This window comes from Paraglaciecola sp. L3A3, assembly GCF_009796765.1.
Lineage (GTDB): Bacteria > Pseudomonadota > Gammaproteobacteria > Enterobacterales > Alteromonadaceae > Paraglaciecola.
Genome location: NZ_CP047023.1, coordinates 3156070 through 3170939, shown reverse-complemented (window position 1 = coordinate 3170939; position 14870 = coordinate 3156070). Strand labels below are relative to the sequence as shown.

The following is a 14870-nucleotide window of genomic DNA, read 5'->3' as shown; positions in this document are numbered from 1 at the left end:
TTATTTATTCTGTGATTTGTTTTGCTGCGTTTCTACGAGCAATAAGATCTGCGGTCATTTGTGTCTGCATCTGATCGGTTATGGGATAGAACATCATCAAAATAGCGCCCATTACCCCAAATGCTGCTGGGATAAAACTCATCAATAAGGCCATACCTGGTAATGATGCTTCAACCGTCGAAGGATCCATGCCGTCATATCCATAGCCAGCTAAAACCACTAACATTAAGGCCCCAGCGAATCCGCTACCGGTTTTTTGTACAAAGGTACCTGCCGAATAAATAAGGCCAGTTGCGCGCCTGCCGTTTAACCATTCGTTGTAATCGGCTGAATCACCTAACATTGAGAAAAACAAGGTTGGCATCATGGCTGCAAAAAATTCGGCTGAACATCCAAGTACAAATATAGCTGTGACATCTTGTCCTGGTATCCAAAAGAACCCGCAAGTCAGCACACTACTAAGCAGTAAAGCGATAATAAATAGCTTTTTACGGCCTAATTTTTTAGCTAAGAAACTAGTACATAGTGCACCTAAAATAGACACCACAAGTAAGCCTATAAAATATTGTCCCGCTAATAGTTCGTCACCTACAAAATATTTAAAGTAATAAGCAATTACCCCGTATTTGATGCCGTTAAACATCATAGTTAAAAACCCCAAACCAAGTAATATCAACCAAGGTTTATTGGTAATTAGGTCTAACATATCCTGCTGTACCCCAGATCCTTCTGCTACTGAATTTTCTTTGTTTTTTCTAAGTAGACGTTTGATAAACCAAATCATTGTGCTCATAACAACTACAAACACTAAACCTGACAACCAGTTTCTGTAATGGAAAAATGCAGTCATTACTGCTAATGGGATTAATATGAAAAGTAATTGTTTACTAAGGTCTTTTAATTCACTGGAAAAACTTTTTTGTTGTTTGATAACAGGAACGACACGTTCTTTGGTGGTGGCTACAGAAATCACCATTAAGGCGAATAATAAGCCAGCAAAAGCGTACATAGTATATTGATATCCTATTGCATCATCTCCATCGCCAAAGTACTTAACTAGATCAGGTAAGAATCCCATAACAAAGAGACCACCCATAAAGGCACCAGCAAATCTAAAGCCAGACAAGCTAGTACGCTCATCGTCATCTTCAGTCATGACACCCATAAGGGCGGAATAAGGCACATTGTTAACTGTATAGGCTAAAGTTAGGCCAATATAAGTCACGTAAGCGTAGATTAACTTGCCATCATCACTAAGATTGGGGGTGGTAAAACAAAGCACCATAAATAAACATAAAAAAGGCGTAGACCAGAATATCCAGGGGCGAAACTTACCCCATGATGTATTGGTACGATCGGCAATCATACCCATGATGATGTCTGTTATCCCATCAGTTAATCTTACCACTAAAAATAACATGGCTGCTGCAGAAGCTGCCAAACCGAAAGTGTCGGTATAGAAAACAGCAAGATAAGCCAATGCTCCACGCCAAACTAGATTGGCTGCGGCATCTCCCATGGCATAACCTACTTTTTCATATAGGGGGAGTTTCATCATAGTGATGCTGCCACTAAAGTAATTGTCTGTGCTGTTGATTGCATAGGTTTCTCCTGCTTAAACTTAAGTGACGATTGTGGGATTTAAATATTTAGGACAGTAAAAATAACTCACTTATCCATTGTTACAATATTAGCTAATACTTAGAGGTTATAAAATACACCTAAATGTAAACGTTTTCAAGGCGTGTTTTGTTTATTTGTTAAATTAAAGTAACACGACTTCAGTCTGTTTTATCGGTGTTTTATCGGTGTTTTTTTTGGGGGGAGGTGTTCTTGTTTTTGTAATTGTTAAAATTTTGTGGCGGCTCATTAGCTGTCCATAAAAACAATTTGAAATCGATTACATTTTTGTTTGTTAAACAATATTGTCCAGCTAATTTGGTTATTTACTCTAGAGTTCAGTTTATTCGCAATCAATGAAGCTGCTGATGGTTAAACGTATTTTAGATTGGGAAGTATTATCAAATAAATCAGCTGGAATTGACCCTGAATGTAATGAATTACGCCGATAAATAATAATGCGATTAAATACGGCTTGCTGTTGGGATATTCGCTCGAACAAAGGGGTATTTCCATTTATATACCCATCCGAAATTTTAGGTATATTAGGTCCATCATTTTCAGCTTCAAGCGAGCGCAAGTAAGTAATATGCCTTGCCTCATTAATACTCTCAAATCCCGTTTTTTTGTGACGATAGAACGAAGTTCCGCCCAAGTCTTCTTTAAATAAATAATGAACTGCAGCAAGACCGTTTTCATTTAACGAATCAAAATGTGGGATCCGTTGTAATAACTTGAGTTGATCGGGGGGAGTGGTGATAACAGAATAATGGCATATAGAAAATTTAAGGTTCGGCGTGGGAACTTGAAAAAAATCGACCATTTTCTCTTTTAAAGTTCTTAATATCAGTTCTTGATAAGCCAAAGGGGCAGGAGCTCTTGGTCCTGGATAAAATGGTGAGTTTTTAACATATTGACATTTTTTAGCATCCGCAACTAATGCTTCGGGATCCTTAACAAAGTTATCGACCACTAATATTGGAGCTTGTTCTTGGCCAAAATATTGTTCATTTATACTGATTGAATGGTGTGCTGATATATCCATGTTTAGCTTACTCTGTCACTTTTACAATATTGAGTTACAAATTTTGCATGATCGGGTAACTTCTCTACAACTTGAGTGATTTTAGTGCGTATACCCTGTAAGTGTGCAGTTAGTTCTTGATCTGGCATGGTAGAAAAAATCTTATGGTAGGATTTTGGAGTGATGCCTTGCCCTAACATCACATGAGTCCAAGATTCAAGTCTAAATAGCTCTTGAATTTCTTGAAATGCTAAACCATTTTCTTTAAATAATTCAATGCGATGGGATAAGGAATCTGGCACTTTCATATTTTTACAGTAACGCCAAAATTCACTGTCTTCACGAGATGTTGCATGATAGTGCAAAATGATAAAATCACGGACATTTTCTATTTCAGCGATAGATTGTTGGTTGTATTCATCTGTTGCAGATTGGTTAATTCCAGCAAATGGAAATATCTTCATTAATCTAATAATGCCACTCATGAATAAATAAATGCTGGTTGACTCGAGAGGTTCAACAAAACCACTTGAGAGCCCTAACGCAACGCAATTTTTATTCCAGAAGACTTTACGACGACCGGTTTTATATTTAATGACTCTTGGATCAGTCAGAACTTCTCCTTGTACATTATCTAACAGGTGCTGCTTTGCTGCTTCATCAGTCATAAAGTCACTACAGAATACATTACCATTGCCTACTCTGTGTTGCAGAGGGATATGCCATTGCCAGCCAGCCTGATGTGCGGTGCAAGTTACTAAAGGTTTAGCAGGTTCAATTGATTCAGTTTGCACAGCAATAGCGCTGTTACAAGGTAACCAGTGTGACCAATCTTCATATTCAGTTTTTAGGGTTTTGTCGATCAGTAGTCCGGCAAAACCAGTGCAGTCGATAAATAAATCACCCTCAATCAGTTCACCTGATTCCAACAGCAATGATTTTATATCACCACTTGGGTGCTGCTGTACTTGTTGTATTTTTCCTTCAACTCTTGTGACCCCTAATTTCTCACTAAATTTTCGTAAATATTGGGCGTAACGTGTGGCATCTAAATGGTAGGCATAATTAATACTACCACTTTTAGATGTGGCAAATTTATTGGCTTTTGCTGCTTGAACTTCTAAGCTATATTCGCCGAATTCAGCATTGACACCTTTATTTTTGCCGTGTAACCAGAAGTGTTGAAAGTCTGCCAGAAAACTTTTCTGCCCAGTTGTACCAAATGGGTGGATATAATGGTCGCCAATTTGTCCCCAATTTTTAAATAAGATACCCAATTTAAAGGTCGCTTCTGTGGAACGCATAAACTCTTGTTCATCGATGCCTAGTAACGAGTGAAAGACTCGCATAGGGGGGATGGTTGCTTCCCCCACCCCGACAGTACCAATTTTTTCTGATTCAATTAAAACTACATCGACTAATTTTCCTAGCTGTTTAGATAAAGCCGCCGCCGCAACCCAACCTGCAGTGCCACCACCAGCGATAACAACTTTTTTTACTTTATTATTTTGCAAAAGTATTCACTCTCTATGTAATAATTTAGCGGTTGAGTTTATTCAGAAGTAGTGCTCTCAACATTCTGCTTTTTCTGCCATCGATTTCACCTAAGTATCCTTGTGCCTCTGTAGGTAAATGTTCAGATGCTTGTTTAGCATCATCAAAGATGTAGTAATCAAATATATGTTTCCAAGCTTGTTTTTCATGTTCAGGCTTATCACGCAGACTGAGTAATGCGTGATATAAAACATTTAAAGCTGGACCCATATGTTTTGCTGAATTACTCCACCAATAATTAACCAACACATTAAAAGGGGTTTGTGACTCTACTTGGTGCCACCACATGCTGGGTAAAAATAAAGCGTCTCCGGCTTCTAATTCTGCAATTTGACCTTGTTCTTCTGCCTGAGCAAATTTAGGGTATTTTACATAATCAGGATTATCAAAATCGACCATGCTTAATGCTTGTCCTCCAGGAGTTGGGCTCAAAGGGCCTGGATAGAGATTCGCTATTTGATCAGGAGGGAAAAGGGTAAATTTACGTTTTCCTACGGCACAACAAGCTAAATTATCAGATGCATCATAATGACAACAAGCTGTGGTGCGATTTCCAATCCAAATACTTGTGCGTTGGTCTTCAAGCGGTAATTCGGACTCAGGCCTAGGGATAGTAATATCATTTTCTTGTCTAAAATTAGGAAAGTGAGTATCAATTAGATTAGATGCAATATAGTAGGATCTTGGTTTCTTTTGATTAATCTCTTGTTGAATGAGATCAAGCACATTATCAATGGTTGTTTTTAATTGACTAAAGTTAAGGTCAGTACCATCGTCACTATAGAAAAACCTACCTTTTATTTCTGGTTCGCCAATACAGGCATTTGAAGGACTACCATTATAATGGGATTTTAAATAATGAATGGCCTCATCTTCAGACTTCATTCCAAGTTCAACTAGTTTCCAGTCTTTGACTAGACCTTTAATAACAAGAGGCACGCCAGAGGAATAAACATCTTTATCTAAAGTCCCTTGTGTATTATTAAAAATTGTCTTTGTTTTAGTTTTAATGTTTGACATAAATTGAGCTTATTGTGTCTATTTATGGTTATTTTGACATAGTATTTTTGATTTGTGTCAACTTACGAATATTGCTCATTGAGGCAACCACTGCGTAGGCCATAGCCAAAAAACCAAATTTATTTAGTGTTTCTAATTGTTCGCCATCGAGAGCAATGAGTTTATTTTCATTAATTGTATAATTTCCTACAAGTTTTTGTTTTTGCTCATTATTTAAATTAATTTCAATGTTGACTGGTTCAATTAAATCTAGTTCAGAAAACAGCTTAAACATATGATCTTGTATGCTAATTCCTTGATGAATGATTTTTAATATACTCGAAACATGTTCCAAATAGGGGCTATTGCCGCCATGCTCTAAAAATAAAGGGTATCCCTCTTTTTTACTGACTTTAGGATGCTCCAGGTCTATATGAATTACTGGGGGGGAATTTTGGGTTTCGTCAGTTCGTAAACCAATTAAAAATGGGCCTTTTGCTATTACAGCCGGTACATAATGGGCTGCCCAGCCAGATTTAACATCGGGATTTAAAAACAGATTTTCATCTTGGCTTAGACCCAATAATACCGTGGCTTGGAATTTGTCAGTATCTGAATTCTTTCTGAATAATATCGGATATTCTTTTTGTAGTTCACTAAATTCAGAAGGGAAGGCTAATACACTACCTACATTTTCGCCAAATGTAGCGGAATAGTGTGTCATTACACGTAAGTCTTGATGAGATAAATTTGTTAGTAATTCGTTATTTGCCATTGTTATTATAATATACCTCAAAAATATATAGTCTAGTTTATTGCTTAATTAAATAGGGATAAATATTTGCGCGTTAACTAGCATAAATAAAGCCGCCTTACAGCGGCTTTTTAGCTTATCAAAGATAAGGTTTTTAAGTAACTATTAACATTTAATTAAAATGTATAACGTGCACCCACTTGGTAACGAGCGCCTAAGTCCCATAAATCCCACATCATTTCGTAGTTACGACCATGTGAACGGCTGTTTTCACCGGTAATGTTAAGACCTTCTAAAGACAATGATAATTCTTCAGTCACAGCGTAGCTTACATTAATGTCGATTTGTGAATAAGCTTCAATATAACGAGGATTAGCAAAGCTACCACGACTAGATTCAGCTAGATACTCATCACGCCAGTTATATGAAATACGAGCTTGAAGGCCATCTTTCTCGTACATTGCAATCAAGTTAGCAGTATCACTTAAACCGATTAATGCAAATTGAGATACATCCGGGCTGCCTTCGTTATTATAACCTACATCACCGCGAACGATTGTGTAGTTGGCTTGAACACCAAAGCCAGTCTCACCAAAGAAGTGTTGAACAGCGAATTCTGCACCGTAAATTTTAGCTTCTTTACCGTTATTAGGTGTAGATGTTCTGAAATCATACTCAGGATCTGCTGAATTAGACTCTACATCCCATCCGGCTTTTTCACCTAGGAAAGTATTCGCATCTGTTGTGTAGTCAGTACCATACTGTGCAATATACTCTGGGTTACTACCTGCATTATGCTCATTGAAGACCAACATCCCATGTAAATTCTCATCGTTTAATGCTAATCCACGAGAAACTAGCTCTGCAGCTGCGGCTTCTGCTCTTGGACCGTTGCTAACATCACGGATACCTAACAATGACTGATTTACCTGTTGAGTACCAATGAAGTTATAAACATTTTTCTCAAATATACCAACAGACGCATAGCTGTAAGGTGAATAATACCACTCTAGAGATAAATCAAAGTTGGTTGATTCTAGTGGTAATAATCCTGGGTTAGAAGCTGATGCAAGTGGTGCATTTCCTAGCAGAGTTGAACCGCCTACAGCAGAAAAACCAGATGCAGATACGCCTAAGTCACTTAATCCAGCTCTTGCAATCGTTTTACTGAAGGAGAAACGACTGACTAAATCATCAGAAATATTTAGGGTGAAATCTAGACTAGGTAACAAGTTGTCATAACTATTATCAGCTGTTGCTAAACTTGAAGGTTGGTCATCATCGACTCGAATAGCAATATCATTATCACTTTCCCATATACTTTTATAACTCGCTGCTAAAGAGCTTGAGAATACATCTGTAGACTCATAACGCAGGCCAGTTAAAATGTTAAAAGGCATATCGCCTAATTCACCATTTAAAGCCACTTGGAAATATAACGCTGTGGTTTTTTCATTAACAAGGTTGTCAGCGGTTTGGCTCATAGAAGCAGGTAAAATGTCTGAATAACGAGGTATATTTTGAGCTGCCTCGTATAACTCTACTGCATTCGCAATAAAGCCATAACCACCAGATATAGGTGAGAAATCATCAAACTGTCCATCAATATCAAAAGGTTGGACTAATTCACCAAATTCACCAGGGTAGCCACCATTCCAGTTGCCTAAAGCGACATTTTCTGCAGCATAATTAAGAGTATGAGATTCCATATCTCTTGTTTCAAGACCAAAATCAAAGCGCCCATTGTCAAATTGATAGGTAGCATCTAATTTAATTTGGGCAACTGAGGATTTTTGATCGGCTTGACGTAAGTTGAACATGGTTGAACTAATATCACCATTGTCGACCATGCCGTTAGCATTGGATTCAAAACCTACATTACCGCCGAAGTTGTCATCATAAGTGTTAATATAAGTTGGGAATTCACTTCCAAAAAACCACTCTCTTTCGACTACGGTAGGATTAGCCAGTGCCATACGCACTGAACCAGCCCCATAAGGACCTGTACCACGGCTGTGCATTTCTGAATCATGTGCATCTAAGCTAATTTTAAAATCATCATTCACTTGATACTCTAAGTTAATCCCCAAAGAGGATAGGGTATCGGTTTGATCGCTATCTTGCTGCTCATGACCTGCATCAACACCGTTTGCATAAGACTCTGTGGCGTAGATCATGGTCGCGATTTCTGAATTATCAAATTCAACCGCTTGAAGATTGCCACCCTGTTGCATCCAGTTGCCGGTTTGACCTAAATGGCGTTGAATTTGGTTTTCTGCGAAAGTGTAGTCTACCGAACCAGTAAAATCGTCTGTAGGAGCAAACTGTATGGTTAACTGGGCGTTATCGCGGGTACGTTGGGTATCAGTGAATTCATAACGTAAATCATAAAAACGAGAATACAACTGACCTTGATCTGGGGCATTAGTTACCACAGTGTCAGCGTTATTCCAAGTTCTACCAGGAGCAGCAATATCATCCCAAGTGTAAATGCCCCAGTCATTGACTGTAGCACCAACGGTACCTGAATCACGTTCTTGGTGACTTACACTTAAACTCACACCAAAAGTAGCATCGTCATTTGCATAACTAACTATTGACGATAGCTCTGGTGTAATATCACTACCTGCACGGTTAGTACTATCCATTACCGCTTTTGCGCCAAAACTAGCAACAAAGCCTTCATTATCTAAAGGTTTTGCAGTTAGTACGTTAATAGTTGCGCCGATACCGCCAGTTGCTATGTCTGCTTTACCTGTTTTGTATACTTCAACAGCACTCACACCTTCTGATGCAAGGTTAGCAAAATCAAAGGCTCTTGAACTTCCACCATCACCATTAAAAGTAGAGGCAGATGGCATAGTACGACCATTTAAGGTCACCATATTATAACCGGCGCCAAAACCACGTACTGTTACTTGTGAACCTTCACCATTGTTACGGCTGATAGATACACCCGTAATACGTTGTAGTGATTCAGCTAAGTTAGTGTCTGGGAATTTACCAATATCTTCAGCAGATATGGCATCTACAACACCCATAGAGTCGCGTTTTACAGCTGTTGAAGCTTGTAAACTACTGCGTATCCCAGTGACTTGGATAACTTCAGTACTCTCTTCTTGTGCTACAGCAGGAGCCATAACGACTGTTCCAAGCATTAACCCAATGCTCTTGGCTAATATAGATTGTTTAAATTGAGTGTGTGGTCTCATGTATTTAATACCTTTAGTTGTTTTTGTGGTTGTCTAATGCTTACGTGAAATTATGAAAAACAAATCACCAATCCTTGTAAACGTTTTCATAAGTTAAGGTTAAATGTTAATTTTGTCAAACATTTTGTTATAATATTGTTATTTAAGTTTTTAGGGAATTTAATTGAAAATTTTTAATTAAACGTTATTTTTTTTTAAAATAATTTTATTCATCTTATTGTTATTAATACTAAATATATTTTATTTGTAGATAAAGTGATGGTTGGGGGTTGTCGTTTATTTAAATTTAATTTGTTTGTTTTACCCTTAATTTTCCCACCTCTGTTTTACTTTTATATTTTATGAAAATGATTTCATGAAAGTGTTATTTTTGTCTGTGTTTTCTGTTAAAAATTGTAATATATTTCTTAAAATAAAATGATTACAATCAGTTACTGTATTCTGTTGTTTTCTTCATTTATTAAGATTAATTTGGAATATTCATATGAGGGAAGTGTGGAAATAGTGAATGAGTTATTAGAGCAAGGGCAATTTCTTGCTTTGTCTCGTGCTAAGCCTGATGCATTTTTATCACCTTCGTGTTTTACCATTGCTGATCATACACAAGTGACTATCTATGCAGCGGGCATTATCTGTTTTGAACCTCAATCTTTAACCAGCAAAGACATTATTTTATCTTCTGGTATTCATGGCAATGAAACTGCGCCCATAGAAATTTGTGAGGAATTTGTCAAAGACATTTTATTAGGCAAACTAGTGGTGGGGCACAGGGTCTTGTTTATCTTCGCTAATTTAAAAGCAATGGATTTAGCTAAACGATTTGTGGATGAAAATATGAATAATGCGTTTAGTCGGGTAGGGAGTAACTTTACTGCAAGTTATGAATACACTCGAGTTAAACAAATTGAACAAGTTGTTCGACATTTTTACGCAGGCAAGAGACATGAAAAAAATCAGCAACGGTTACACTACGATTTACATACCTCTATACGCACTTCTAAAAATGAAAAGTTTGCGATATATCCTTATTTACATGGTAAACAATGGTATAAGTCGCAATTACAAATGTTGCTAGCTTGTGGTGTAAACACTATTTTATTAGCAGCTGGTCCGACTAATGCTTTTGGCTATTTTACTGCTAATGAATTTTCAGCGCATTCTTTAACAGTTGAATTAGGTAGGGTGAGGCCGTTTGGATTCAATGAAATGAGTCGTTTTGAAAAAGTAGTCACGACATTAAAAAAGCTCATTTGTAATCAACCATTAATGCTCAAAACCTATTCTGCAGAAGATTTTTTTATCTATAAAGTGAATCAAGTTATTAATAAGCAAAAAGCAGATTTCATTTTTAACTTTTCAGAAGACACGCAAAATTTTACTGATTTCCCCAAAGATCACTTGATAGCGACAGAAACAGGCAAGGAGTATCGAATAGCACACTCAGGTGAAGCGATCGTTTTTCCAAACGCTCAAGTTGAAATTGGCCAAAGGGCATTATTAACAGTGATCCCGACTAGTATTTAATATTAGTGCTAATAGCCAGCATAATAAAAGGTAAACTCAGTAAGTTAATTAATCACATTGGTTTTACAGTAATTGTTGATAAACTCTTGATGTGTGGGAAGTTTATCTACTATTTTTGTTATTTTATTTCTAAAAGTACTCAAAAATAAAACTAATTCCTGTTCGCTCATTGCATGCACTATTGGGTTGTATTGTTCAGGCATAATGCCTTGACCAAATAATACTTGAGTCCAAGAATCCACTCTAAACATTTCTCCATCCTTTTGCATCGCATGGGCATTTTCCTTAAATAAAGCAAGCCGATGGGCTAGGCTGTCGGGAATTTGCATGTTACGGCAATAGTGCCAAAATTCTGAATCGTCTCTTTTTGTGACGTTATAATGCAAGATTATAAAATCTCGTAGTCTTTCCATTTCATCTTTCGTTTGTTTGTTATATTCATCAACAGCTGATTGGTTAATTTGATATTTAGGAAACATTCGAATAAAGCGGATAATTCCACTGGTGATCAGGTGAATACTGGTTGATTCTAAGGGTTCAATAAAACCACTAGATAAACCCAAAGCAACACAGTTTTTGTTCCAAGCTTTTAAACGTCGGCCGGTACTAAACTTGATTAATCTTGGGGCTGTAATTGGCTGCCCTTCGATACTATCTAGCAACATTTGTTTGGCATCTTCATCAGCAAGGTACTGACTGCAATAAACCAAACCATTTCCCATCCGATGTTGTAAAGGTATTTGCCACCTCCATCCTGCTTGGTGGGCAATAGCTCGGGTATAAGGAATAGCTTCACCGACTAATTTTGATTGCACAACATAAGCTCTATCACAGGGTAGCCAGTGCGACCAATCTTCGAATCCGGTATGTAATGTTTTTTCAATGAGTAAACTTTTAAAACCAGTGCAGTCGATAAATATATCACCCTCAATTTGCTCGCCTGATTCAAGTTGCAGTGAGGTGATGTAACCTGTTTCAGGGTGTGTAATGACTGCTGATATTTTGCCTTCTGTACGTTTTATACCTCTTTTTTCAGAGTATTGGCGTAAAAACTTTGCGTAGGCGGTGGCATCGATATGTAAAGCATAATTTAACTCTGCTTGCGTTGATTTAATAAATTTTCCAGCTAGGGCGGCTTGTCTCTCAATACTGTACTGGGAAAAGCTAGCTGAATGTCCTTCCTTTAAACCTCTTAGCCAAAAATGATGAAAGTCAGCAAAAAAGCTCTCTTGTCCCATTTTACCAAAAGCATGCATATAGCTTTCGCCAATTTTTTGCCAGTTTTCGAAGTTGATGCCTAATTTGAAAGTGGCTGCAGTTTCTCGCATCAATTCCTGTTCATCTAAACCTAATAAATGATTAAAGGTACGAATAGTTGGGATTGTGGCTTCGCCTACCGCTATGGTGCCAATATTATCTGACTCTACTAATTCTACATCTACCACTTGGCCCAATTGTTTAGCGATAGTCGCGGCTGCTATCCAGCCAGCTGTGCCACCGCCTGCTATGACTATTTTTTGTCTGTCTCTGTTTTTCACAATCGGTCCGTTATTTGTATATTTCATTTGAAAGAGACGCTTTAATTTGGCGAATTCGTATTTTCCTAGCTAGGCCTAAAAGTCTCTTTCTGTGAGCGAGTAAATGTACACCCACGACTTCTGGCTCAGAGAATACGAAACAATCAACAATGTGTTTCATGGCTAATTATTCTTGAGCTTAAATTATGCAGAAGTAACTTGTTGTTGCATTTTTTGATTTTGCCAATTAACCAATTTTTGTATATTGCTCAAGGATGATCTTACAAGATAAGCTGCTTCTAAAAAGCCAGCCCTGTGCAGTGCCTGTAGATTTTCGGCTGATAATTCGTTTAATTTTGTTTGACTAACCGTATAGTTGCCATGGAGTTTGTGTACTTGATCACCTTCTAAGGTCACTTCTAGTTCAATCGGTTCGATTAAATCAAACTGTTTGAATGCGGCAAACATAGTTTTTCCCACTTCGATACCATCCATCATGTGAGTGAAAATATTACTTATATGTTCTAAATATGGACTATTTCCGCCGTGTTCTAAAAATACGGGATGGCCTTTTTCGGTATTGACCCTAGGGTGATCCATGTCGATGTGCACTACCGGCGCTTTTTCAGAACCCCCGTCTGCCGATTGATCTTGAAAACCAATTGCAAATGGTCCTCGTGTAATCGCACCGGGTATATAGTTAGCTTGCCAATTACCTGCTTGCAAAAATAAGTTGTCGTTTTGAAATAGTCCTAACATGACAACTGCTTGGAATTCTTCAGAATCCGGGTATTTGCGAAAAAATATTGGGTATTCTTTTTGAATATCACCAAATTCAGTGGGGAAAGTCATGACTGTACTTATATTGTCACCGTAGTCAGTTGAATAGTCGGTAATGATTTTTACGTCATGGTGAGTCATATTGTTGAGTAATTGATGATTTGGCATAGTAGTTTTAGATCTTGTTGATAATACTTTTATTTAAACATAATCAAATCAAAAGCATAAGTAATAGTTAATGTGAATTTAAAGTATTTACAACTAAATAACATTCAAATTGAAAGCAAATATTTTGCATATAAAATAATTGGCTGAAATTTAATCGTATAACACTCTTTTATATGAATAATCGCAAGCTAAGTGAGCTGTTTTGTTTGTTAAATTTTCTGATATATATTACTTCACTTATAAATATAGTGTTTGTGTATAATGATTTGCTAACAGGGGAATACAAAGATTGATACTGTAAATTCCCCAACTATTTAAACATTTATACCAACACAACAAACAACATTGACTTATATAAGTAGAAGAAAACCCTATGCAGAAAACTGACTTCGGCGCTTTACTTGGTTATGGTTCTTTACAAGAAGAACAACGAATACCCAGCTTAAATGGAGATGAGTTAAACGACCTTTTAAGCCCTGTTTCTGTTGCAGAGTTTGTGAACACTTATTTTGCGAAAACCTCGGTACATATTGAAGGTTATGAGCAAAAATTCGAACAGATTTTTAGTTGGGAAAAACTAAACCAAGCTCTTAAACGGGGAGAAAATATCCCTGATAAGTTATATAACATAAAAGCCTCATTCGCTGGAGGAGAAGACTCAGGCGATCCCCATGATGCCAATGAGGTTGATCATAGTCAGGTAGTCGAAGTGTTAAATTCGGGTGGAACGATTTGTATATCGAATATTCAAATGGCTGACCCATTTCTTGCCAAATGGGCACTTGCTATCTGTGGTCAACTTAACTTTACCGGTACAGTGGGTATTAATTGTTATATTTCTCAGGACGGCTCTGGTTTCCCCATGCATTACGATGCCCGAGTGGCAACCACTATTCAGATAGCTGGGAAAAAACTATGGAAATACTCAACAAAAGCTGCAAAACCTTGGCCAAAAACTAATGCGGTCTACCAAAAAGGAAAAACCAACAATTCAGCCGGTGATTTACCACAGGATATGGATATTAGAGAAGTTGTACTAAGCCCTGGAGATGTTCTTTGTTTACCTGCTGGAGCTTGGCATTCAGCTCGTGGTATTGGTTGTTCAATGGCGTTAAATTTGTCTTTTTCTCCTCAGAACTACCTTAAACATATTTTGCCAATGCTTGAACGTTTTGCAGATAATAACCCTGAATGGCGAGGAGGTCCTCCAGTCATTGCACAAAGTATTAAAGGACAGATACCCGTTGAAGTATCAACTTATGTTCGCGAACGCTTGTATGAATTTAACACTATAACCCAGCAAGTTTTAGCTAATTCAGATGCCCTTGTTGAACCCTGGGCTCGCTCTTTAACTCGTGCATCGTACAGTGGTAAAACTCAAGTAAAATCCATACCAGAGGTTGGGCCTGAACAATTGTTCACTGTTGCAGCGCCGCCACTTCGTTATATAGAATTTAAAGGGTTGTTACTTATATCTTTTAATAACGAAATACATAAATTTCCAACTAGCTTAGCGCCTATTCTTGAGCGACTTTGTTCTAAGCCTGTTAATTTTAGCATTCCTGAAATTATTGCATTGCAACAAACAGCTAATGGCTTAACACCAAATGAAGCAATACATTACCTGCAAGTGCTGTATAAGTTCGGCATCATTAGCTTGGCGTAATTAGTTTAATTAATAGATGATAATGAATTATAAGAAAGCCGCTTAGATAGCG

Annotated in this window: 10 protein-coding genes; 2 read left to right on the top strand and 8 right to left on the bottom strand. The window is 37.4% G+C overall.

Going from position 1 to position 14870, the window contains the following annotated elements; genetic code table 11:
• Positions 1 to 4 precede the first annotated feature (4 nt).
• The 6 genes from GQR87_RS13260 to GQR87_RS13235 all read right to left on the bottom strand — a co-directional run bounded on the left by GQR87_RS13260 (position 5) and on the right by GQR87_RS13235 (position 9163).
• Positions 5 to 1558, bottom strand: coding sequence for an MFS transporter (locus GQR87_RS13260; RefSeq protein ID WP_158970075.1), 1554 nt, complete (start codon positions 1556 to 1558; stop codon positions 5 to 7).
• A gap of 405 nt (positions 1559 to 1963) precedes the next feature.
• Positions 1964 to 2665, bottom strand: a complete 702-nt coding sequence (locus tag GQR87_RS13255) for a DUF6445 family protein (RefSeq protein ID WP_158970073.1) — start codon at positions 2663 to 2665, stop codon at positions 1964 to 1966.
• Positions 2666 to 2667: 2 nt separating this feature from the next.
• Complete coding sequence (locus GQR87_RS13250) at positions 2668 to 4158, bottom strand: tryptophan halogenase family protein (RefSeq protein WP_158970071.1); 1491 nt, start codon at positions 4156 to 4158, stop codon at positions 2668 to 2670.
• 25 nt (positions 4159 to 4183) lie between these two features.
• Positions 4184 to 5218: a cupin-like domain-containing protein gene (locus GQR87_RS13245; protein WP_158970069.1), complete on the bottom strand. Its 1035-nt coding sequence runs from the start codon at positions 5216 to 5218 to the stop codon at positions 4184 to 4186.
• A 28-nt stretch (positions 5219 to 5246) separates the two neighbouring features.
• A complete protein-coding gene (locus GQR87_RS13240; protein WP_158970067.1) occupies positions 5247 to 5972 on the bottom strand; it encodes a SapC family protein in 726 nt (241 codons plus the stop codon).
• Positions 5973 to 6127: 155 nt separating this feature from the next.
• On the bottom strand, positions 6128 to 9163 hold the full coding sequence (locus GQR87_RS13235) for a TonB-dependent receptor (protein ID WP_158970065.1): 3036 nt from the start codon (positions 9161 to 9163) through the stop codon (positions 6128 to 6130).
• A 495-nt stretch (positions 9164 to 9658) separates the two neighbouring features.
• Here GQR87_RS13235 and astE point away from each other — a divergent pair, with 495 nt between their 5' ends.
• Positions 9659 to 10687, top strand: a complete 1029-nt coding sequence (gene astE, locus GQR87_RS13230) for a succinylglutamate desuccinylase (RefSeq protein ID WP_370459607.1) — start codon at positions 9659 to 9661, stop codon at positions 10685 to 10687.
• Between the two features lie 44 nt (positions 10688 to 10731).
• On the opposite strand, the gene GQR87_RS13225 is transcribed toward astE, so the two are convergent.
• Complete coding sequence (locus tag GQR87_RS13225; RefSeq protein ID WP_158970062.1) at positions 10732 to 12252, bottom strand: tryptophan halogenase family protein; 1521 nt, start codon at positions 12250 to 12252, stop codon at positions 10732 to 10734.
• A 156-nt stretch (positions 12253 to 12408) separates the two neighbouring features.
• The gene (locus GQR87_RS13220; RefSeq protein ID WP_158970060.1) at positions 12409 to 13152 is read right to left on the bottom strand and encodes a SapC family protein; all 744 of its coding nucleotides are present in this window, start codon (positions 13150 to 13152) and stop codon (positions 12409 to 12411) included.
• A 373-nt stretch (positions 13153 to 13525) separates the two neighbouring features.
• Between GQR87_RS13220 and GQR87_RS13215 the strand changes: the two genes are divergently transcribed.
• Positions 13526 to 14818 carry a JmjC domain-containing protein gene (locus GQR87_RS13215; protein WP_158970058.1) on the top strand — a complete coding sequence of 431 codons (1293 nt, stop codon included), beginning with the start codon at positions 13526 to 13528 and terminating at the stop codon, positions 14816 to 14818.
• Positions 14819 to 14870 lie beyond the last annotated feature (52 nt).

What these genes read in the sequence shown, in the direction of transcription:
- GQR87_RS13255 (WP_158970073.1), bottom strand. Translation starts at nt 2,665, where the DNA reads ATGGATATATCAGCACACCATTCAATCAGTATAAATGAACAATATTTT.
- GQR87_RS13220 (WP_158970060.1), bottom strand. Translation starts at nt 13,152, where the DNA reads ATGCCAAATCATCAATTACTCAACAATATGACTCACCATGACGTAAAA.
- GQR87_RS13235 (WP_158970065.1), bottom strand. Translation starts at nt 9,163, where the DNA reads ATGAGACCACACACTCAATTTAAACAATCTATATTAGCCAAGAGCATT.
- GQR87_RS13240 (WP_158970067.1), bottom strand. Translation starts at nt 5,972, where the DNA reads ATGGCAAATAACGAATTACTAACAAATTTATCTCATCAAGACTTACGT.
- GQR87_RS13245 (WP_158970069.1), bottom strand. Translation starts at nt 5,218, where the DNA reads ATGTCAAACATTAAAACTAAAACAAAGACAATTTTTAATAATACACAA.
- GQR87_RS13215 (WP_158970058.1), top strand. Translation starts at nt 13,526, where the DNA reads ATGCAGAAAACTGACTTCGGCGCTTTACTTGGTTATGGTTCTTTACAA.
- GQR87_RS13225 (WP_158970062.1), bottom strand. Translation starts at nt 12,252, where the DNA reads ATGAAATATACAAATAACGGACCGATTGTGAAAAACAGAGACAGACAA.
- GQR87_RS13260 (WP_158970075.1), bottom strand. Translation starts at nt 1,558, where the DNA reads ATGATGAAACTCCCCCTATATGAAAAAGTAGGTTATGCCATGGGAGAT.